The organism is Actinoplanes auranticolor (genome assembly GCF_018332655.1).
Classification (GTDB): Bacteria; Actinomycetota; Actinomycetes; order Mycobacteriales; family Micromonosporaceae; genus Actinoplanes; species Actinoplanes auranticolor.
The window spans coordinates 168,764-188,393 of record NZ_BOQL01000017.1; the positions used below are offsets into that span (position 1 = coordinate 168,764).

Sequence of the window (19,630 nt, forward strand, 5' to 3'; positions counted from 1 at the left end):
GGGCCGGGGCTCCAGAGCGTGATCGACTGTCACTGCCGGTGAGCGTGCGGCGCGGCTCATTCGGCCGACGCCCGGGCTGCCCACTGCACCGCGGTCTGCAGGTCGCCCACCTCGACGACGCGCATCCCCTTGGGCGGGCTGTCGCCCTCGCCGGTGCCGTACCCGGGTGGGACCAGGGCGAAGCGGAAGCCCAGCCGGGCCGCCTCGGCCAGCCGCCGCCCGATCGCGCCGACCCGGCGCACCTCGCCGGTCAGCCCCACCTCGCCGATGGCCACCAGGTGCGGGGCCATGGCCAGATTGAGCGCGCCGGAGGCCACCGCCAGGGCCATCGCCAGGTCGGCCGAGGGCTCGGTGACCCGGATGCCGCCGACCGTGGCCGCGAAGACCTCCCGGTCGTGCAGCTTGATCTTCTCCATCCGGCGCTGCAGCACCGCCAGCACCATGGCCAGCCGGGCGCTGTCGAGGCCGGAGACGGTGCGCCGGGGCGAGCCCTGCACCTGGGCGCCGATCAGGGCCTGCACCTCGGTGACCATCGCCCGGCGGCCCTCCATCGCCACGGTGACGCAGGTGCCCGGCACCGGCTCGTTGTAGCGGGTGAGGAACAGCCCGGACGGGTCGGCCAGGCTCACGATGCCGGTCTCGTGCATCTCGAAGCAGCCGACCTCGTCGGCCGGGCCGTAGCGGTTCTTCACGCCGCGGACCAGGCGCAGCGACGAGTGCTTGTCACCCTCGAAGTGCAGCACCACGTCGACCAGGTGCTCGAGCACCCGCGGGCCGGCGACCGAACCGTCCTTGGTGACGTGCCCGACCAGGACGGTGGCCACGCCGCGCTCCTTGGCGATGCTCACCAGTGCCGCGGTGACGGCGCGGACCTGGGTGACACCGCCGGGCACGCCCTCGGTGCCCGGGGCGGAGATGGTCTGCACCGAGTCGATGATCAGCAGGCCGGGCTTGACCGCGTCGAGGTGGCCGAGGACCGCGCCGAGGTCGCTCTCGGAGGCGAGATAGAGATTGTCGTGCAGGGCGCCGAGCCGCTCGGCGCGCAGCCGGACCTGGCTGACCGACTCCTCGCCGCTGACCACGAGCGACGGCGTGCTGGTGCCCGCGGCCCACTGCTGGGCGACGTCGAGCAGCAGGGTCGACTTGCCGACGCCGGGCTCACCGGCCAGCAGCACCACCGCGCCGGGGACCAGGCCGCCGCCGAGCACCCGGTCGAGCTCGGTCACGCCGCTGGGCACCGCCTTGGCCGGGGCGGCACTGATGGTCTTGATCGGACGGGCCGGCTCGGACGGCATCCGCGAGCTGACCACCCGGCCGGACACCACGGGACCGGTCAAGGTGGACTCGATGATCGAGCCCCACTCGTTGCACTCCGGGCAGCGGCCCAGCCACTTGGGCGGCTGATGCCCGCACGCGTCGCACTGATAGGCAGGACGCGGCTCAGAGCGGGCACGGGACGGAGTGCGGGAAGTCGTCACACCCGTCACGCTAGCCCGCCGGTACGACAAACCGGGGACTTACTCCCCTTCGCCGAGATTCTCCTCGGCATCGATGCCGGGGGCCCGCGAGGCCGGGCTCAGCGGGATGGCCATCGGGGCCTGCAGGACCAGCGGCGGCGCGCCGTTGCTGAACTCGAACACCAGGTTGACCGACTGGCCCGGCAGCAGCTTGCCGCTGAGCCCGACGGCCTGCAGCTTCTCCGCGTCCTCGGGCAGGAAGGTGGCCGCGCCGAGCGGTCCGATCTCGATCCGGGCCGGCCGGGTCTCGGCGCCCGCCGGGGTGGGCGCGGTCGAGGGCGCCTCGCCCGGGCTGGGGTTGGTGCTCGGGTCCGGGCTGGGGATCTGGTTGCTGTTCTGGTCGTCCTGGGTGTCCGAGGGGCGGCTGCCGGAGGGCTCCGGGATGGCCGTCGAGGGCGCGGAGGGCGTCGTCGAGGCGCCGCCGACCAGGCCGACGGACCGCGCGGAGACCACGCCTTCCTTCTCCGTCGTGCCGGTGGCCGGCTGGCTGCTGATCAGGACGGTGATGGCCTGCCTGGTCTGGTTGTAGAGGCCCAGCTGCAGCGGCGCGGAGCCACCGGCCGGGTAACCGGTGGTGCCGTCGTAGGCGACCGCGAGGTTGCGGACGTAGACCGAGGCGTCGGAGCTCTGCGCGTTCACGCCGTAGACCGACGGGTTCTTGAGGGCCGTCTCGGCGACCTGACCGGCGCTGCAGCCGGCGAGCGCGATCGCGGCCAGCGTGGCGACACCCGTGGCCACGGCGGCGCGGCGGGTTCCGGGCGAGCGCATCACAGTCCTCCAAGAAACTCGAGAATGCTCCGCGGATCAGCCTAGAGGGCGAGGATCCGGCGCGTACGGCGACCCGTCCATTCACACCACCCGGCCGCTGGACACGAGCAGCACGACGTCCAGGAGTGCCACCACGATGACCGATCGAAACATCGCAACCTGCCGGGTGCCGCGGCGGAGGGCCCGCTGACCCGCGTACCAGCCCAGCGGCAGGACCACGGCGGCGGCCGCGGCGACCGCGAGGCCCGGCCACGACGGCGCCCCGTCGGGTCCGAAGACCAGGGTGAGGGTCGCGGCCAGCAGCAGACCGGCCGCGGCGAACTGCGATCCGGTCGCGCCCAGGCGGTGCGGCAGCCCGACCACGCCGGTCGCGGCGTCGTCGGCCAGGTCCGGCAGCACGTTGGCGAAGTGCGCCCCGCCGCCCAGCAGCGCGCCGGCGGCGACCAGCCAGGCCGGTGGCCAGGGGTGCCCGGGCAGAGCGAGGACCACGAAGGCGGGCATCAGCCCGAACGCCACCAGGTAGGGCAGCACCGACAGCGGCGTGGACTTGAGCGGCCAGTCGTAGAGCAGCGCGAAGATCCCGACCAGCGTGACGCAGATCGCGGCGGCCGGGCCGAAGGGCAACCCGAGCAGGGGCACGGCCAGCGAGGCGACCAGGCCGGCGAGGCCGACGGTACGGCGGGAGACCACCCCCGAGGCCACGGGTTTGTCGGTCCGCCCGGCCACCCGGTCCCGGTCGGCGTCCAGCCAGTCGTTCACCCAGCCCACGGAGAGCTGGGTGGCCCCGATGGCGGCGGCGACGCCGAGCACGCTCCAGCCGCGATGCCCCACCCCGAGGGCGAGCAGAGTCATGGCCAGCGTGACCGCACCGCCGGGTTCGGGGTGGGAGGCCTTGAGCAGAGCGACGGGTCCGACCATGAAAGCAGTGTGGTGGTTGTGCCCCACTCGTGCCACGCTCGATCACATGCCCCCGCTTCCCCGCAACGATCCTCGTCAGTACGACGACCTCGCCGGTGAGTGGTGGCGCCCCGGTGGTGGCTTCGAGATCCTGCACTGGCTGGCCCGGTCCCGCGGCGCGCTGGTGCCGCCCGCGCAGCGCCCGGCGGCGATCCTGGTCGACGCCGGTTGTGGCGGCGGCCTGCTGGCCCCGCACGTCGAGCGGCTCGGTTACCGGCATGTCGGTGTCGATCTGCGCCGCGCGGGGCTGGAGCAGTCCGCGGCGCGGGGCGTGACCCCGGTGACCGGTGACGTGACGGCGCTGCCGCTGGCGGACGGCTCGGCCGACGTGGTGGTGGCCGGCGAGATCCTGGAGCACGTCCCGGATCTGCCGGCCGCGGTGGCCGAGCTGTGCCGGGTGCTGCGGCCGGGCGGGCTGCTGGTGCTGGACACGGTCAACGGCACCCGGATCGGCCGGTTCCTGACGGTGACTCTGGGCGAGCGCTTCGGCGTGGCGCCGGTCGGCCTGCACGATCCGGAGCTGTTCGTCGACCCGGGCGAGCTGACCGTGGAGTGCGCCAAGCACGGTGTCAAGCTGCTGGTCCGCGGCCTGCGCCCGAGCGTGACCGGGTTGATCCGCTGGCTGTTCCTGCCCACCGGTCCGGGGCCGGGTCCGCTGGGCCGGATGATCCCGACCCGTTCCACGGCAGTGGTCTACCAGGGCATGGGCCGCAAACAGGGGGAGATGGCATGACGACTGTCGAGGAGGCGCGCCGGCTCGCGCCGCGGTTCGCGGCCCGCGCCGCGGAGCACGACCGGGAGGGTGTGTTTCCGGCGGCCGACTTCGCCGACCTGCGCCGCTCCGGCATGTTCGGGCTGATGGTGCCCGAGCGGCTGGGTGGCGCCGGAGCGGGGTTCGCCGACTATGCGGCGGTCGCCTACGAGCTGGCCCGGGGCAACGGCGCCACGGCGCTGATCTTCAACATGCACGCCTCGGTCACCGGCGCGCTCGGCGGCGTCACGAACGAGCTGGCCGAGGCGCTCGGCCTGCCGCCCGAGGCGCTGGAGGCCCGCGATCGCTACCTGCGCGCCGCCGCCGAGGGCAGCTGGTACGCGGTGGCGATGAGCGAGCGGGGCGCCGGGTCCCGGCTCTCCCAGATGACCACCAACTACGAGGAGACCGACGAGGGTTTCCACATCAAGGGGGCCAAGACGTTCTGCTCCGGCGCCGGGCACGCGGACGCGTACCTGGTGGCGGCGCGCAGTGCGGCCGACCCGGACAAGGTCTCGCAGTTCCTGGTGCCGCCGGGCGAGGGGCTGACCGTCGAGCAGACCTGGGACGCCCTGGGCATGCGCGCCACCGGCTCCAACGACGTACACATCGACGTCACCGTCCCGTCCACGGCTCTGCTCGGCGGCGTGGAGGGGCTGGCGCTCGTGGTCGCCCAGCTCGCCCCGCACTGGATGGTGGCCAGCTACGCGGCGGTCTACGTGGGGGTCGCCCGGGCGGCGGTGGACGCGGCGGTCGAGCACGTCACCGCCCGGGGGCTGGGGCACCTGCCGGCCGTACGCGGGCGCATCGGCCGGGCCGACGCGGCCGTCGCGGCAGCGCACCTGGCCGTCATGGAGGCCGCCCGCCGGGTCGACGAGGCGCCGGGCGACGCGGAGACCAACCGCTGGGTGTGGCGGGCCAAGCTGCTGGCCGGCACGACGGCGGCCGAGGTGGCCGCCTCGATGCTGGAGGCGGCGGGCACCTCGGCGATGCGGCGCGGTCATCCGCTGGAACGTCTCTACCGCGACGCCCGGGCCGGATCACTGCAGCCCGCGACGTCGGACGTGTGCGCGGACTGGCTGGGCGTCGAGGCGCTCGGCGGCGATCCGGACTCGCAAGGCTCCGCCCCGCGGTGGTGAACGCTTTTCGCGGGTAAGGCACCAGTCGGCGGGGTTCGGCCTGGGGAGGCACAAGTGAACAGAATTGGTCAGGCAGTGATCGCCGGCCTGGGTACCGCGCTGCCACCGGCGGCGGCACAGGACGACCTGTGGGAGGGCTTCTTCTCGCAGCACTACACCGGCGGTCGCCGTGGGCTGGCGAAGCGGATCTTCGCCAACTCCGGGGTCCGCACCCGGCAGGCGGCCGTCAGCCCGCTGCTGGAGGACGTCTCCGGCTGGTCCACCGAGCGCCGGATGCGCCGCTACCAGGTGGAGGCCATGCCGCTGGCCAAGGAGGCGGTGGGCCGGGCGCTCACCGAGGCCGGCGTCGCCGCCGACGAGCTCGGCCTGTTCGCCGTCTGCTCCTGCACCGGCTACGCGACGCCCGGCCTGGACATCCTGCTGGCCCGGGACATGGGCATGGCGCCGTCCCTGCAGCGGCTCTTCATCGGGCACATGGGCTGCTACGCCGCGCTGCCGGGTCTCGGCACGACCGCCGACTTCGTCGCGGCCCGTGGCCGCCCGGCGCTGCTGCTCTGCGCCGAGCTCACCAGCCTGCACATCCAGCCCGCGGATTCGCGGGCGGACATCCAGCAGATCGTCTCGCACGCGCTCTTCTCGGACGCCGCGGTCGCCGTCGTGCTCACCCCGCAGAGCAGACCCGGGGGGTACGTCGTCAGCGACGTCACCGCGCTCACGGACACCACCACGGCCGGCCACATGACCTGGGACGTCACCGACCTGGGTTTCCGGATGGGGCTGTCGCCGCAGGTCCCCGACGTACTGGCGGTGCACGTCCGGAACATGGTGGACGACCTGCTGACCCGTAACGGCCTGACGATCGCGGACGTGGACGACTGGGCGGTGCATCCCGGCGGCCCGAAGATCCTGGACGTGGTGCAGGAGCAGCTCGGGTTGCCGGCCGAAGCGATGGCGGCGTCCCGGGAGGTGCTGGCGACGTACGGGAATTGCTCCTCCCCGACGGTATTGCTGGCCCTGGACGCGCTGCGGCGGCGGCCGCAGCCGCCGCGCCGGGTGGTGATGCTGGCCTTCGGGCCGGGCCTGACGCTCTATGGCGTCCTGCTCGACACGCCCTAGGGTGGTCGGGTGAGAGGGGACCGGGCTGCGGGCGCGACGCTCTACGGGCTCGCCCTGGTCCTGCTGCTCGCGGGCGGAGTGTGGTTCGTCCGGGCCGCGCCGGACGTCGGCGAGGACCCCGCCGTGGTGGCGGGCCGGGCCACCGTCGAACGCCTGCTGCCCGACCTGCCGCGGCAGGCGGGGGCGGAGACGATGGTGCTGGGCGCCGGCGGACGCCAGGAGCGCAACACGGCAGTGCTCGGCGGTTCCTACTCCCTGACGATGCTCTGCGTGGGCGACGGCCAGGTCCGGGTGCGGCTCAGCGCCACGGGTGAGGATTCAGGCCGGGCAGTGCCGTGCGCCGCGGAGCCGGAGCCGGTGGAGCTGACGGTGGGACTGGCCGACGACCTCTTCATGGCGGTGTCGGCGGAGACCCGGGGAGAGGCGGTCTTCCGCTGGCGCGTCACCCGGGCCCGGTCCTACTGATCCGCTCTCGCATTTGCTGAGTCTCATGACAAGCGTCACTTACCGGTCGGATCTTGCCCGACCGGCCGGCTGTCACGCAGCGTCAGAGACGGGCCAGGTCGGGCCGGAAGTCCTCGACCGAGAACGTGCGGGCGATCTTGCGGACGATTTCACCCCCGCGGTTGACCAGCAGGACCGCCGCGGTGCCGTCGGGTGTGCCGAGGTCGAGCCCGGCGCGGAGCTCACCGGTGGGGTCGCGCAGCGCACGCACCGGCTTGGCTTGAGCCGGCGGCGCGGCGTTCGTGGGCGGGGCGGCACCGGTCTGCCCGGCGGCGGCCCCGGCGACGACCGTCACGACGGCGATCCCGGGCGGCGCCGCGGCGCTGGTGTCGGTCACCAGGCCGGCGCAGTCGCAACCGTCGGTGAGCAGGACAACCGCCGGCAACTGGGCACGCAGCGGGACGGTCGTGCCGTCGACGCCCATCAGCTCCAGGGCGGGCAGGGTGTCACCGCGGTCGTCGGTCGTGGTGGCGGTGCGCTGAGTGGCCGGCGAACGGGACGGCCCGGGCCAGGCCGAGGCGAAGAGGCTGGCCACGGTGACCAGGACGGCCATCGAGATGATCAGCACCGGGGCGCGCAGGCACGCGGCACCGGCCCGACGGAGCGCGCGCATGCCGGGACGCTCGGTGAAGCTCTGCCAGCGGGTGCGCTCCGGCGACCGGTGCAGCTCGGCCTGGACGGCCTCGACCTCGTCGGACAGCTCGGAGAGGTCGTCCGGAATGACGATGAGGCCCCACTCCTCGGGGAAGTCCGGCAGACCGTCAGGGGAGCCGCCATCGGGCGGCCAGTTGCCGCCGTTGTCGCTCTTACTGCCCACGATTCACCCTCCCCCCTGCCGACGAGTCTCGCGTGGCCGGGGACCTCCGTCCAGCCTCCCCTACGCACGCCCCCGGCCGCCAGTAGTGGGCGGTTCGGGTCGCTAGCGATAAGCTTGACCTCGCAAACGCTTCAGGTCCGGAATATCCGACTCGCTGAGTCAAGTGGTCACGACGTAGTCACCCTCCGTTACTGAGGCAGCTCTTTGCCCGCATGTCAAGCGGTAGAAAGACGGCTCACAGGGCCTCTGAGCTGCACTAACAGTCACGGCCAGGGTAGGACATCGCTGCCTGAGCGTGTTACCCTAGACACAGCGAAAGGGGTTTCGAACCTATGGTTTTCAGTGTCGGCGAGACCGTTGTTTACCCCCACCACGGGGCCGCACTCATCGAGGCAATCGAGACTAGGGTCATCAAGGGCGAGCCGAAGCAATATCTCGTTCTGCGAGTCGCCCAGGGCGACCTTACTGTCCGGGTGCCCGCTGAGAACGCCGAGATCGTCGGCGTGCGTGAAGTGGTCGGCGAGGAGGGCCTGGGCAAGGTCTTCGACGTCCTCCGCGCACCGCACACCGAGGAGCCGACCAACTGGTCGCGGCGTTACAAGGCCAACCTCGAGAAGCTCGCCAGCGGTAACCCGCTGAAGGTCGCCGAGGTCGTCCGTGACCTCTGGCGTCGTGAGCGCGAGCGTGGACTCTCGGCCGGGGAGAAGCGCATGCTCGCCAAGGCCCGCGACATCCTCGTCGGTGAGGTGGCCCTCGCCGAGAAGAGCACCAAGGACGAGGCGGAAGTCCTCCTCGACAAGGTGCTCACCGAGGCCTGAGGTTCCCACCACCTCAGCACCACCCCCACGGTGACAGCAGCCGAACAGGACCGCGACGTGACCGCGCAGCTCCACGCTCGCGGTGACGTCGCGGTCCTCGTTCCGGCCGCCGGCGCCGGTCTCCGGTTGGGCCCGGGCGGTCCGAAAGCCCTCCGCCTGCTCGCCGGTGAGCCCCTTCTCGTGCACGCGGTCCGGCGCATCGCGGCAGCCCCGTCGGTGCGCCTGATCGTCGTGGCCGCCCCGGCCGCCGAGGTCGACGCGGTCCGGGCCCTGCTCGCCCCGGTCGCCGCGGTGATCGTGGTCCCGGGCGGCGCGGAACGGCAGGATTCGGTCGCGGCCGCGCTTGCGGTCGTGCCGGCGGACGTGGGCATCGTGCTGGTGCACGACGCGGCCCGGGCTCTCACTCCGCCGGAGCTGATCGAGTCGGTTGCGGCTGCGGTCCGCAGCGGCCGGCCGGCGGTGATTCCGGTCCTGCCCGTGGTCGACACCATCAAAGAGGTCGGTCCCGCGGAGCCCGCCCGTCCTGACCACGCGCCTGTTGACGTTGTGCTGGGGACCGTTGACCGGTCTGTTCTGCGGAGCGTGCAGACGCCGCAGGGGTTCCGGCGGGATGTGCTCGCTGCCGCGCATGCCTCCGGGCTCGGTGCCCATACCGATGATGCCGGGATGGTGGAAAAGGCCGGGGTGCCCGTCACCTGCGTGCCCGGCTCCGAGCTCGCCATGAAGATCACCCGTCCGCTGGACCTGGTGATCGCCGAGGCGCTGCTGCACGTAACCTGACGCGGTGAGTCCTGTGAATCCGCCCAGCCAGCGTGTCGGGATCGGCACCGACGTGCACGCCTTCGACCCCGGGCGGGTGTGCTGGGTCGCCGGCCTCATGTGGCCCGGCGAGTCCGGGCTGGCCGGGCATTCCGATGCCGACGTCGCCGCCCACGCCGCCTGCGATGCGATGCTCAGCGCCGCCGGCCTCGGCGACCTCGGCAGCAATTTCGGCACCGCCGAGCCCGAGTGGGCCGGCGCTCCCGGGGTCACGTTGCTGGCCGAGACCGTCCGGCGGCTCGCTCAGCACGGCTACGCGGTCGGCAACGTGTCGATCCAGGTCATCGGGAACCGGCCCAAGATCGGTAAGCGCCGCGAGGAGGCCCAGCAGGTGCTGTCCGCAGCGGTCGGCGCGCCGGTGACCGTCTCCGGCACCACTACTGACGGGCTCGGGCTCACCGGGCGTGGTGAGGGACTCGCCGCAGTCGCCACCGCGCTGATCTATCCGGCGTGACCCGGACAGAGTGATCTCGGGGGAGAAGACCTACGCTCGACAGGTGTCGAGCGAGCCCACGTCCCAGTCCGAGCCGGAAACCACCCCCGAGGAGTACCGGCAGCGGGCCCTTCTGATGGCCGATCTCGGCCGCTACGACGAGGCGGCCGGCGAGATCGCCAGTGGTCTGGCCGTCGCGCCCGATGACGCGGCGCTGCTGACCACCCTGGCCCGGGTGCACCTCGCCGCGGCCCAGCCGGTGGACGCGCTGACTGCCGCGGACCGGGCTGCCGCGGCGGCGCCGGGGACAGTCGGGCCGCTGGTCGTGCGGGCCATGGCCTTGTCGGACGAGCGGCGGTTCGGCGAGGCCGCCGAGGTGGCGGCTTCGATCCTGGCGGGCTGGCCGGCTGACCCGTACGCGCAGCGCACCGGGGCGGCCCTGCTCAGCGAGACGCGCAACGGCCAGGACGCGCTCAATGCCGCGTGGAACGGAGTACGGCTGACCCCCACCGACGCCGAGGCGCACCTGGTGCTGGCCGTCGTGGCGGCCCGGCTGCGGTTGTTCGACCTGGCGCAGCGGGCGTACGGGGAAGCCCTCGATCTCGACGCCACGATCGGCGACGCGCAGCGGGACGTCGGCGTGGTCCGGCTGGAACGCCGCCGGTGGGCGCTGGCTCTCGAGAGTCTGGCCGACGCCGCTCTGCCCGTTCCCGAGCCGGTCGCCGAGGAGGTGCCGGCCCCGCCCCCGCCCGCGGTGACCCGCCCGGCCGGACCGGTGCTGGACCGCTCCGCCATGGTCGCGGACATCTTCCGGCAGGCGGTGCTGTACGGCAGCAACGGTGTGCTGATCGCCGCCGTGCTCGCCGCGGTGATGACCACCGTCAGCACCGGAGTGGCCCGGACGTGGGGCGGCGTCATCGGCGTGGTGGTCGTGGTGGCCATCCTGATCTGGCTCAAGCGCGCGCTGCCGGTGCCGGTCGGCGTGGCCCTCGGCGAGATCCGCGGCTCCCGGCGGGTGGTCGTGGCGGCCTACGCGACGGCGCTGGCCCCGCTGGGCCTGCTGGCGTTCGCGGTGCTGGGCAGCGTCGTCCCGCTGATCGTCGCGATGCTGCTCGCCGCCTCCGCCGAGCTCGCCATCCTGACCCAGCGCCGATGAGCCGGGGGGTCAGGCCTGGTTGTCGCGGATCGAGGCGATCAGCGCCTCGCGGACGGCGGTGAGCCCGGCGTCGAGGGCGCCGAGCAGGACCGCGTCGTCGTCGATCGTGGTGACGGCGATGGTGCTCTCCAGGGGAGCGGCCCGGCGCAGGGCGCCCTTGACCGCGGTGAGCAGCGTCTGGCCGCCGGCCTGGGCGACCGGGCCGGCGAGCACGACCAGCGAGGGGTCCAGCACGGCGATCACGGCGGCCAGGCCGACCGCGATCCGGTCCGCCAGGTGCGTGAAGAACTCGCCGGAGGCGTCCGGGGCGGCGGCCGCGGCGGCCACGATCTCGTACGGGGTCCCGCCGGTGATGCCGTGGTCCCGGCCGAGGGCGAGGATGGCCGCGCCGCCGAACAGGTCCTGCAGGTCGACCTTGCGATGGGTGGAATCCGGGGAGTAGAGCGGCATGTAACCGATCTCACCCGCGCCGCCGCGGGCACCGCGGATCAGCGTGCCGGCGATGTCGATGGCCAGACCGAGGCCCTCCTGGCCGAGCCAGAGCAGAGCGAAGCCGTCCACCTCGCGGGCGACGCCGCGACGGCGCTCGGCCACGGCGGCGAGGTTGACGTCGTTGTCGACGCCCACGCGGGTGCCCAGGGCCGCGGCGATCTCCGGGACCAGGCCCGGACGGTTGAGGCCCGGCACGTCCACGTGCCGGATCGTCGCGGTGCCGCTGTCGTACGAGCCGGGGACGCCGAGCTGCACGTGGTGGACCCGATCGGCCGGGACGCCGGCCGCGCCGCTCAGCTCGGCGACGACGTCCACCAGGGCGGTGCGGGGGTCGGTGTGCAGGAAGTCGACCGGGTTCTCGATCCGGGCGCGGACGGCACCGGTCAGGTCGCAGAGCGCGGCCACGACCGACGGGGCCCCGCTGGGACCGATGTCGCGGACGGAGACGGCGGCGGCGTACGCTGCGTCCGGATCAGCCGCATAGATCTCCGCGTTCGGCCCCGGGCGGCCGCTGTTGTAGCCGACGACGGTCACCAAGCCGGCATCGGTGAGCCGGCGCAGCACCTCGGAGATGGTCGGGGTGGAGAGCTCGGTCAGCCGGCGCAGATCGGCCCGGGTGAGCATGCCCGGCTCCAGCAGGTGGGCGAGCGCCGCGCTCTCGTTCATGGCGCGCAGCAGCTTGGACGATCCCGCCAGTCGCGGCACGGAGCCCCCTCGATCGATTGGCAACCCAGTTAACAATTAGCTGGACCGTAGGGCTGTGGCTCTGAACTGTCAATACTTCGTCGCGCTGCGTTCCCTCCCGTGCGGCAGGTCGGCTCGATGTATCGCCGCGAGGGCGGGCAAAAGTGATTAATCGACGGGGATTGATTAATCAACTTAACTGACCTAGCGTGACCAGTCATCGCCTCGGCGACGGACACCCCCCAACGTCCGTCATCGATGGCTCGACCCTGCGCGCCACCCGCCTCCACCCCCACGAGGAGCGCCATGACCATCCCCTCACGCCCGCACCGCCGCAAGAAGCTCATCGCGTACGCCCTCGGCGGTGTGCTGATCCCCGCCGCGGGGATCGCCTACAGCCTCATGCCGGCCAGCGCGGCCACCGCGGGAGCCATCAAGGGCCTCGGCGGCAAATGTGTCGACGTCGCCGCCGCCAACAGCGCGAACGGAACAGCCGTGCAGCTCTACGACTGCAACAGCACCGGCGCTCAGACCTGGAGCGTCGGCAACACCGACAACTCGATCCGGGCGCTGGGCAAGTGCCTCGACGTGACCGCCGCAGGCACGGCCAATGGCACCCGGATCCAGCTCTACGACTGCAACGGTACGGCCGCCCAGAAGTGGACCGCGGGCACCGGCGGCACGCTCATCAACACCGGCTCGGGTAAGTGTCTCGACGTGCCCGACAACAACTCCGCCAACGGCAACCAGCTGCAGATCTGGACCTGCGGCACGGGCGCCAACCAGAAGTGGACCCTGCCCGGCGGCACCACCACGCCACCCACCACGACTCCGCCGAACAGCGGCGTCCACCTGGACAACCCGGCGAAGAAGGACGTGGCGATGCAGATCGTCTCGGCCGCCGAGAACTCCTCGCTCAACTGGCGCGCCCAGTTCTCCTACATCGAGGACATCAAGGACGGCCGGGGCTACACCGCCGGGATCATCGGCTTCTGCTCCGGCACCGGCGACATGCTGGAGCTGGTCGAGGCGTACACGGCCACGAAGCCGGGCAACGTGCTGGCCAAGTACCTGCCGGCGCTGCGCAGCGTCAACGGCACGTCGTCGCACGCGGGCCTGGACCCGAACTTCACCAGCGACTGGCGGGCCGCCGCGGCGGACCCGGTGTTCCAGGCCGCGCAGGAGTCCGAGCGGGACCGGGTGTACTTCAACCCGTCCGTGCGCGACGGCAAGGCCGACGGGGTACGGGCGCTGGGCCAGTTCGCCTACTACGACGCCGCGGTGGTGCACGGCTACAGCGGCATGCGGTCGATCCGCAGCCGGGCGCTGCAGAAGGCCAAGCCGCCGGCCCAGGGCGGCAACGAGACCACCTGGCTGAACGCGTTCCTCGACGAGCGGGTGATCGAGATGAAGAAGGAAGCCGCACACGACGACGTCACGCGGATCGACACCGCCCAGCGCGTGTTCCTGCGCAACGGCAACCTCGACCTCAACACCCCCCTCGACTTCGCCGTCTACGGCGACCAGTTCCGTATCGGATAGTCGAACCACGCCGGGGAAAGGGAGGGCGGGGGAGCCACAAGCTCCCCCGCCCTTGCCTCATCTGTTCCAGGTCCAGGCGTAGGCCGTGTCCTCGACGGCCAGGGCGGCGTCGCACAGGTCGAGGGGCCGGAAGGTGTCGACCATGACGGCGAGCTCGTCGAACGCCTCGGCGCCGATCGCGCGTTCCACCGCGCCCGGCTGCGGGCCGTGGGTGAAGCCCGACGGGTGCAGGGAGATCGAGCCCTGCTCGATGCCCGAGCCCCGGCGGGCCTCGTAGTTGCCGCCGGTGTAGAACATCATCTCGTCCGAGTCGACGTTGTGGTGGTTGTACGGGACCGGGATCGCCAGCGGGTGGTAGTCGACCTTGCGCGGCACGAACGAGCACACCACGAAGTTCGGTCCCTCGAACGTCTGGTGCACCGGCGGCGGCTGGTGCACGCGCCCGGTGATCGGCTCGAAGTCGTGGATCGAGAAGGCCCACGGGTACAGGCAGCCGTCCCAGCCGACCACGTCGAAGGGGTGGTGGGCGTACACGTGCCGGGTCCAGCCCGCGCGGTGCTTGACGTACACCTCGACGTCCGTGCCCTCAGTCTGCAGTGGCTCGTCCGGGCCGCGGACGTCGCGCTCGCAGTACGGCGAGTGTTCCAGGAACTGCCCGCGCACCGACAGGTAGCGCTTCGGGGGCCCGATGTGCCCGGTCGCCTCGATGGTCAGCATCCGCACCTGGCCGTCCGGCACGATCCGGTGCACCACCGAGGTCGGGATGATCACGTAGTCGCCGGCCCCGACGCGCAGCGCGCCGAAGGTCGTCTCGATCGTGGCCGCGCCGTCCTCGACGTACAGGCATTCGTCGCCGACGGCGTCCCGGTAGAGCGGCGACGGACGGTCGGCGACCACGTAGCCGATCCGGACGTCGCCGTTGGCCAGCAGCGGGCGGCGGCCCAGGACCGCGTCGCCCGGCCCGGCGTCGAGCTTGTGGGTACGCAGGTGGCGCGGCTTGAGCGGCAGGTTCGGCGACTGGCTGGTGGCCGGTGGCTCGTGCACCTCCGCCGAGCTGATCGCGGTCGGTGCGTACCGGTGATAGAGCAGCGAGGAGTCGGAGGAGAAGCCCTCCTGGCCCATCAACTCCTCCGCGTAGAGCCCGCCGTCGGGTCGACGGAACTGGGTGTGCCGCTTACGGGGGATCTCCCCGACGCTGCGGTAGTACGGCATCGTTGCCACCACCCCTTGAAAACTGACATTACGGACGGTGTTGTCCGCCTCTCGAAGCGTCCATTAGGTTCAGTTTCGTGTCAACGCTGGTGCCGCCGCTGTTCGCAGGACTCGTCGATGACGCGTCCCTGCTGCCGCCGGGCATCATCGGGACCTCCGAGGCCCTCGCCGCGCACACCAAACACCGCGACTCGTGGTATTCGGGACTGATCGGGGCATTGCTCGTACCCTCGTCGCTGGTCAAGCTTGATCTCTCCCCGCGCGGTCTCGCCGTCGGCGTCGTCAACGACGCCGCGATCGGCGCCCTGCCCGCCGTGGTCGCCAAGCTGCGGGCCGCGGGCAGCGACGTGGCCCGGGTCGAGGCGGCCGTCGCCCGCCGCGGCGAGGACCCGCAACCCGGCCTGAGCGCGCTCGGCGCGCTCGCCGTCGAGACCCCCGACCTGGACGTGTACGCGGAGATCCCGCTCAGCTGGGGCCTGCTGGCGGGTCTGGACACGGTGGCCGCCCAGCGCGCCGACGGGCTGCGGATCGCGCCCAAGTTCCGGGTCGGCGGGCTCGCCTCCGAGCTGTTCCCCACCCCGGTGGAGCTGGCCGCGGTCATCTGCGCCTGCCGGGACCGCAACCTGCCGTTCAAGCTCGCCGCCGGGCTGCGGCACGCGCTGCGGCACACCGACCCCGAGACCGGATTCACCCACCACGGCTTCCTGAACGTGCTGGTCGCGTCGGCCGCCGCGAGCGACGGCGGCGAAGTGGCCGAGGTCGCCGAGGCGCTGGCCGCCACGCACCCGGTGCCGCTGGTCGAGCCGGCCCGGTCGCGCCGGAGCGAGCCACGGCCGCTGTGGGTCGGCTTCGGGGCCTTCAACGTGCTGGAGCCGCTGACGGAGCTCATCCGTCTCGGCCTGATCAACGGCGGCTACGAGTGACCCTCTTCGACCTGCGCAATCTCCCGTACGGCGTGTTCAGCACCGGCGACGGGGTGCGGCGGATCGGCGTCCGGCTGGGCGACGCGGTGCTGGACCTGTCCCGGGCCGAGGAGCAGGACCTGATCCTGGCCGGAGGCGCGCTGCGGCAGCCGACGCTCAACGTGCTGATGGCGCTGGGGCGTCCGCTGTGGAGCGCGATCCGGGCCCGGGTCGTCCAGCTGGCCCCCACGCTGCCGGCCGTCCCGCTGGCCGACGTCGAGCTGCACCTGCCGTTCGAGGTGGCCGACTACACCGACTTCTACTCCTCCGAGCACCACGCCACCCAGGTCAGCCGGATCCTGCGGCCCGAGCGGCCGGGGCTGCAGCCGAACTGGAAACACCTCCCGATCGGCTACCACGGGCGCGCCGGCACGGTCGTGGTCTCCGGCACCCCGGTCGAGCGGCCGGCCGGACAGCTGGGCCCCGGCGAGTTCGGGCCCTCCCGGCGGCTCGACGTCGAGGCCGAGGTCGGTTTCGTGGTGGGGGTGCCGGGCCGGCGGATCAGCACCGCCGACTTCGCCGAGCACGTCTTCGGCGTGGTCCTGGTCAACGACTGGTCGGCCCGCGACATCCAGGCGTTCGAGTACCAGCCGCTCGGGCCGTTCCTGGGCAAGTCGTTCGCCACCTCGGTGTCCCCGTGGGTCGTGCCGCTCGAGGCGCTGTCCGGGGCGCTCGTGCCGGCGATCGCGCAGGACCCGGTCCCGGCGGAGTACCTGACGCCGTCCGGCGACGGCCTGGACCTGAGCCTGACGGTCGACTGGAACGGGACCACGGTCAGCTCACCGCCGTTCGCCCAGATGTACTGGACGCCCGCCCAGCAGCTCGCCCACCTGACCGTCAACGGCGCCAGCGTCCGCACCGGTGACCTCTTCGCCTCCGGGACGGTCTCCGGCCCGGAACGCGCGCAGGCCGGCTCGTTCCTGGAGCTGACTTGGAACGGTACCGAGCCGGTGCCGCTCGACGACGGCTCGACCAGGGGATTCCTGCTCGACGGCGACACGGTCACCATCAGCGCGACCGCACCCGGCGTGGACGGCGCGCCGATCGGGCTGGGGTCCGTAACCGGAACTGTCTGTCGCTGAGGGACGACTCGCCGTACCTTGTAGGCGGGAGGTCGGGGATGTCCACGGTTGCGGTGACACGGCTGGTCGAGGCACCGGTGGCTGCCGTGTGGCGGGTCTTCACCGATCTGCCGAGCCGGTGCGAGCGGCTGTCCACGGTCATCGCCGTCGAACTGCTCACCCAGGGACCGTTCGGCGACGGCACCGAATGGCGCGAGACCCGCACGATGGCCGACGGCGCGGAGATCACCGAGGAGTTCCGCGTCGACGAGTGCGTGAGCCCGGAACGCTTCGTGGTGACCTCGCCGGGGATCGGCGCGGAATACAAGATGACGTACACGTTCGTGCCGGTGCTCGAGGGCCGGCACCGCGGCGGCACGATGGTCACCGTGGTGCAGGACGGGACCCCGACCGCGCCGGCGGGCCGGTTCCTGGCGCTGGTCTTCGGCGGGTTGGCTGCCCGTACGGTCGAAGGCGCGCTCCGGCGTGACCTGGAGGACCTGGCCGCCGCGGCCTGACCTATCGTCCCTGTGGTGACCGGGAAGCTGCTGCGCGTGCCGGCCGCCGTCGTCATCCTGGCGGCCGCGGTCCTGATCGGCTGGCGCGTGCTGGCCCCCGCCGAGGTCCTCGAACCGGCCACCGGTGCCCTGCCGGTAGCCGTGACCCTGCCGCCCGGCGTCACCGGCAAGACCACGATGGCGCCGCTGATCGTCGCCGGCAGCGTCCGGGTCTACGCGGGCAAGCGTTTGGTCAAGGCCGACGGCCCGGTCGAGGCGAAGACCATGTACACCGCGCGGTGGTCGTTCCGCCGCTGGCCCGAGCAGCTCACCGGGATCGTCGCGGTGGCGGCCACGGTGGTCACCCGGTGGTCGGACGGTGCGCTCGTGGCGCTCGACGGGCGTACCGGGGAGCAGGTCTGGCGCTCCGCCGGGCCCGCCGCCGAACCCTTCACCGGACGCACCGGCTCCGCGGCGGTCTGGGCGCCGCCGGGCCTGCACACCGCGGGGACCAGCGTGCTGGTCACCGACGGCCGGCAGCTGATCGCCCGGGCCGCCACGGACGGCACCCAACGCTGGGCGGTGACCCTGCCGCCCGGCTGCGGCGACGGCTTCGTGACCGCGGGCGGCCGGTACGTGTGCAGCTCGGGCGCATGGGACGTGCTCTCGGGCACCGTGGTCCGGGGCTGGCCGACCGGGCCGTTCACCGCGGTCGGATGCGACGTGGCCCGCTCGGACTGCGCCGGCCTGCGCGACGGGGCCGGGCAGGGCTGGCTGACCGGCGCGCGGCGACCGGAGCGGGCTCCGGCCCTGGACGCACCGGCCGCCACGGCCGGCGGTGACCTGGTGCTGAGCGCCTCGGCCGACGCTGTAGTGGCCTCCCGGGCGGACGGCGAGGTGTGGCGGTGGGCCGGCGCGGCGCAGGTGCTCGGCGTCCGTGCCGGGCGGGCCGTGCTGCTCACGCCGGACCGGCGGCTGATCGTGCTGGACGCTGCGACGGGCGCGCAGCGGGCGGTGTTCCCGCTGTACGTACCCGACGAGCGCGTCGAGCCGTGGCAACCGGACGGATGGCAGCTGACGGACGGCTATCTGGCGGTGCAGCGGCTGGAGCCGGATGGGAGCTTCTACACGACGGACCCGGTGGTCATCGCGGCGCTCTAGGGTGGACGGCGCCGGGCGGAGTGGTCCCGAGGGACATCGCGGTCGACACCTTTCCCCGGCGCGGAGCCGGTCCGTCGGGCCGGCTCATTGCCGTGGCCGTTCAGACCAGGCGGGTCAGTAGGGCCGTCCAAGCCTCCTCCGCCGCGCCCGCGATCGGGCCGTCGTCGCCCAGCAGCGCCGGCACGACCGGTGGCGGGGCCGCGCGCCGGAAACTCATCAGGCCCGCCTCGTAAGCGGTCAGCAGCTGCTCCGGGGCCGCGGCGAGCAGGTCGACACCGAGGCCGCCCAGCGTGACCAGGTCCGCGTCCAGGCCGTTGACCAGGCCCGCGATGCCCCGGCCGAGGGCTGTTGCCACGGTGGCGGCGGCAGCGGCCGGTTCGGGCTCGGGCGAGGTGATGATCCGCCGGGCGTACGTGATCAGGTCGCGCGGCGGCTCGTGCCCCAGCAGGCGGGCCAGTGCCGAGCCGTCCACGGCGGTGCCCCAGCAGCCGTACGCGCCGCACGGGCAGCGCACCGCGGGGTCACCGAACGGCATGTGCCCGAACTCGCCGGCCGCACCCAGCGCACCGATCAGCACCTTGCCGCCGTCCACCACCGCGCCGCCCAGGCCGGCCTCGATGCGCAGGTGCAGGGCGACCGCCGCGCCGACGGCCATCCCGCGCCGGGACTCGGCCGAGGCGGCCAGCGTGGCGTCGTTGCCCGCCACGAAGATCTCGGCCCGGGGCCAGGCCGCGGCCAGGTCGACGTCGTGCCAGCCGAGGTTGCTGGCGTCCAGCATCAGGTCGCGCGAGACGGTGCCCGGGACGGCGATACCGATGCCGCGGATCCGGTCGCCGTACTCGTGCCGGAGCCGGCGTACCGCCGCGCCCAGCGCCGCGACCACCTCGTCGCCGCCGCGGCCCGCGAGCTCCTCGCCCGCGGTGGCCAGGATGCTGCCGCCCAGCTCGACCACGTCGACCCGCCACGATTCGTGGGTGATCGAGGCGGCCGCGATCAGCGGCCCGCGCGGGTGCGGGATGAGGGCGGTCGTCGGGCGGCCCCGGGCCCCGCTCGGTGCGGTCGGGCCTTCAGCGAGCAGTTCGGCCTGGCCGAGGCGGCCGACCAGTTCGGTGGTCGCGCCGGTGCCGACGCCGATCAGCCGGGCGGCGTCCGCCCGGGTGACGCCGGGACGGGCGTGCACCACCCGCAGCAACTCCGTTGCGCGCGTCGGCACAGCGTTCCCCC

Annotated in this window: 20 protein-coding genes; 13 read left to right on the forward strand and 7 right to left on the reverse strand. The window is 72.9% G+C overall.

Features of this window, described 5'->3' with window-relative positions:
* Nucleotides 1-56: 56 nt before the first annotated feature.
* The 3 genes from radA to Aau02nite_RS09195 form a co-directional block, all read right to left on the reverse strand.
* Complete coding sequence (radA, locus tag Aau02nite_RS09185) at nt 57-1,478, reverse strand: DNA repair protein RadA (protein WP_438841114.1); 1,422 nt, start codon at nt 1,476-1,478, stop codon at nt 57-59.
* A gap of 39 nt (nt 1,479-1,517) precedes the next feature.
* Nucleotides 1,518-2,285 carry a hypothetical protein gene (locus Aau02nite_RS09190; protein ID WP_212987882.1) on the reverse strand — a complete coding sequence of 256 codons (768 nt, stop codon included), beginning with the start codon at nt 2,283-2,285 and terminating at the stop codon, nt 1,518-1,520.
* 81 nt (nt 2,286-2,366) lie between these two features.
* Entirely contained in the window at nt 2,367-3,203 is an 837-nt protein-coding gene (locus tag Aau02nite_RS09195) for a UbiA family prenyltransferase (protein ID WP_212987883.1), read from the reverse strand.
* A 46-nt stretch (nt 3,204-3,249) separates the two neighbouring features.
* On the opposite strand from Aau02nite_RS09195, the gene Aau02nite_RS09200 reads away from it, so the two are divergent.
* The 4 genes from Aau02nite_RS09200 to Aau02nite_RS09215 all read left to right on the forward strand — a co-directional run bounded on the left by Aau02nite_RS09200 (nt 3,250) and on the right by Aau02nite_RS09215 (nt 6,713).
* Nucleotides 3,250-3,975: a methyltransferase domain-containing protein gene (locus tag Aau02nite_RS09200; protein ID WP_212987884.1), complete on the forward strand. Its 726-nt coding sequence runs from the start codon at nt 3,250-3,252 to the stop codon at nt 3,973-3,975.
* Complete coding sequence (locus Aau02nite_RS09205) at nt 3,972-5,132, forward strand: acyl-CoA dehydrogenase family protein (RefSeq protein ID WP_212987885.1); 1,161 nt, start codon at nt 3,972-3,974, stop codon at nt 5,130-5,132. The genes Aau02nite_RS09200 and Aau02nite_RS09205 overlap by 4 nt, the downstream gene beginning before the upstream one ends.
* Before the next feature lie 63 nt (nt 5,133-5,195).
* Nucleotides 5,196-6,248, forward strand: a complete 1,053-nt coding sequence (locus Aau02nite_RS09210) for a type III polyketide synthase (protein ID WP_212987925.1) — start codon at nt 5,196-5,198, stop codon at nt 6,246-6,248.
* Nucleotides 6,249-6,257: 9 nt separating this feature from the next.
* Nucleotides 6,258-6,713 carry a DUF6023 family protein gene (locus tag Aau02nite_RS09215; protein WP_212987886.1) on the forward strand — a complete coding sequence of 152 codons (456 nt, stop codon included), beginning with the start codon at nt 6,258-6,260 and terminating at the stop codon, nt 6,711-6,713.
* A gap of 82 nt (nt 6,714-6,795) precedes the next feature.
* Here Aau02nite_RS09215 and Aau02nite_RS09220 read toward each other — a convergent pair whose 3' ends face one another.
* Nucleotides 6,796-7,569 carry a hypothetical protein gene (locus Aau02nite_RS09220; protein ID WP_212987887.1) on the reverse strand — a complete coding sequence of 258 codons (774 nt, stop codon included), beginning with the start codon at nt 7,567-7,569 and terminating at the stop codon, nt 6,796-6,798.
* A 332-nt stretch (nt 7,570-7,901) separates the two neighbouring features.
* On the opposite strand from Aau02nite_RS09220, the gene Aau02nite_RS09225 reads away from it, so the two are divergent.
* Genes Aau02nite_RS09225 through Aau02nite_RS09240 form a run of 4 tightly spaced genes read left to right on the forward strand, consistent with a single transcriptional unit; the run spans nt 7,902 to nt 10,795 of the window.
* Nucleotides 7,902-8,387, forward strand: coding sequence for a CarD family transcriptional regulator (locus tag Aau02nite_RS09225; protein WP_026206027.1), 486 nt, complete (start codon nt 7,902-7,904; stop codon nt 8,385-8,387).
* Nucleotides 8,388-8,444: 57 nt separating this feature from the next.
* Nucleotides 8,445-9,167, forward strand: a complete 723-nt coding sequence (gene ispD / locus Aau02nite_RS09230) for a 2-C-methyl-D-erythritol 4-phosphate cytidylyltransferase (protein ID WP_212987926.1) — start codon at nt 8,445-8,447, stop codon at nt 9,165-9,167.
* A 13-nt stretch (nt 9,168-9,180) separates the two neighbouring features.
* Nucleotides 9,181-9,660, forward strand: coding sequence for a 2-C-methyl-D-erythritol 2,4-cyclodiphosphate synthase (gene ispF / locus Aau02nite_RS09235; RefSeq protein ID WP_212987927.1), 480 nt, complete (start codon nt 9,181-9,183; stop codon nt 9,658-9,660).
* 43 nt (nt 9,661-9,703) lie between these two features.
* Nucleotides 9,704-10,795, forward strand: coding sequence for a tetratricopeptide repeat protein (locus Aau02nite_RS09240; RefSeq protein WP_212987888.1), 1,092 nt, complete (start codon nt 9,704-9,706; stop codon nt 10,793-10,795).
* A gap of 9 nt (nt 10,796-10,804) precedes the next feature.
* Here the strand turns inward: Aau02nite_RS09240 and Aau02nite_RS09245 are convergent, their stop codons facing one another.
* Nucleotides 10,805-11,992 carry an ROK family transcriptional regulator gene (locus tag Aau02nite_RS09245; protein ID WP_212987889.1) on the reverse strand — a complete coding sequence of 396 codons (1,188 nt, stop codon included), beginning with the start codon at nt 11,990-11,992 and terminating at the stop codon, nt 10,805-10,807.
* A gap of 285 nt (nt 11,993-12,277) precedes the next feature.
* Here Aau02nite_RS09245 and Aau02nite_RS47285 point away from each other — a divergent pair, with 285 nt between their 5' ends.
* Nucleotides 12,278-13,513 carry a chitosanase gene (locus Aau02nite_RS47285; RefSeq protein ID WP_212987890.1) on the forward strand — a complete coding sequence of 412 codons (1,236 nt, stop codon included), beginning with the start codon at nt 12,278-12,280 and terminating at the stop codon, nt 13,511-13,513.
* Between the two features lie 57 nt (nt 13,514-13,570).
* Here Aau02nite_RS47285 and Aau02nite_RS09255 read toward each other — a convergent pair whose 3' ends face one another.
* Nucleotides 13,571-14,725 carry a homogentisate 1,2-dioxygenase gene (locus tag Aau02nite_RS09255; RefSeq protein WP_212987891.1) on the reverse strand — a complete coding sequence of 385 codons (1,155 nt, stop codon included), beginning with the start codon at nt 14,723-14,725 and terminating at the stop codon, nt 13,571-13,573.
* Between the two features lie 77 nt (nt 14,726-14,802).
* Here Aau02nite_RS09255 and Aau02nite_RS09260 point away from each other — a divergent pair, with 77 nt between their 5' ends.
* The 4 genes from Aau02nite_RS09260 to Aau02nite_RS09275 are packed head-to-tail and all read left to right on the forward strand — an operon-like array spanning nt 14,803 to nt 18,406.
* Nucleotides 14,803-15,648 carry a hypothetical protein gene (locus Aau02nite_RS09260; protein WP_212987893.1) on the forward strand — a complete coding sequence of 282 codons (846 nt, stop codon included), beginning with the start codon at nt 14,803-14,805 and terminating at the stop codon, nt 15,646-15,648.
* A complete protein-coding gene (gene fahA, locus Aau02nite_RS09265; RefSeq protein ID WP_212987894.1) occupies nt 15,645-16,769 on the forward strand; it encodes a fumarylacetoacetase in 1,125 nt (374 codons plus the stop codon). Before Aau02nite_RS09260 ends, fahA begins: the two co-directional genes overlap by 4 nt.
* Before the next feature lie 38 nt (nt 16,770-16,807).
* Nucleotides 16,808-17,266 carry an SRPBCC family protein gene (locus Aau02nite_RS09270; protein WP_212987895.1) on the forward strand — a complete coding sequence of 153 codons (459 nt, stop codon included), beginning with the start codon at nt 16,808-16,810 and terminating at the stop codon, nt 17,264-17,266.
* Nucleotides 17,267-17,281: 15 nt separating this feature from the next.
* A complete protein-coding gene (locus tag Aau02nite_RS09275; RefSeq protein ID WP_212987896.1) occupies nt 17,282-18,406 on the forward strand; it encodes an outer membrane protein assembly factor BamB family protein in 1,125 nt (374 codons plus the stop codon).
* A 100-nt stretch (nt 18,407-18,506) separates the two neighbouring features.
* Here Aau02nite_RS09275 and Aau02nite_RS09280 read toward each other — a convergent pair whose 3' ends face one another.
* Nucleotides 18,507-19,619, reverse strand: coding sequence for an ROK family protein (locus Aau02nite_RS09280; RefSeq protein WP_212987897.1), 1,113 nt, complete (start codon nt 19,617-19,619; stop codon nt 18,507-18,509).
* Nucleotides 19,620-19,630 lie beyond the last annotated feature (11 nt).

What these genes read in the sequence shown, in the direction of transcription:
- Aau02nite_RS09190 (WP_212987882.1), bottom strand. Translation starts at nt 2,285, where the DNA reads ATGCGCTCGCCCGGAACCCGCCGCGCCGCCGTGGCCACGGGTGTCGCC.
- Aau02nite_RS09195 (WP_212987883.1), bottom strand. Translation starts at nt 3,203, where the DNA reads ATGGTCGGACCCGTCGCTCTGCTCAAGGCCTCCCACCCCGAACCCGGC.
- Aau02nite_RS09200 (WP_212987884.1), top strand. Translation starts at nt 3,250, where the DNA reads ATGCCCCCGCTTCCCCGCAACGATCCTCGTCAGTACGACGACCTCGCC.
- Aau02nite_RS09205 (WP_212987885.1), top strand. Translation starts at nt 3,972, where the DNA reads ATGACGACTGTCGAGGAGGCGCGCCGGCTCGCGCCGCGGTTCGCGGCC.
- Aau02nite_RS09225 (WP_026206027.1), top strand. Translation starts at nt 7,902, where the DNA reads ATGGTTTTCAGTGTCGGCGAGACCGTTGTTTACCCCCACCACGGGGCC.
- Aau02nite_RS47285 (WP_212987890.1), top strand. Translation starts at nt 12,278, where the DNA reads ATGACCATCCCCTCACGCCCGCACCGCCGCAAGAAGCTCATCGCGTAC.
- Aau02nite_RS09255 (WP_212987891.1), bottom strand. Translation starts at nt 14,725, where the DNA reads ATGCCGTACTACCGCAGCGTCGGGGAGATCCCCCGTAAGCGGCACACC.
- Aau02nite_RS09270 (WP_212987895.1), top strand. Translation starts at nt 16,808, where the DNA reads ATGTCCACGGTTGCGGTGACACGGCTGGTCGAGGCACCGGTGGCTGCC.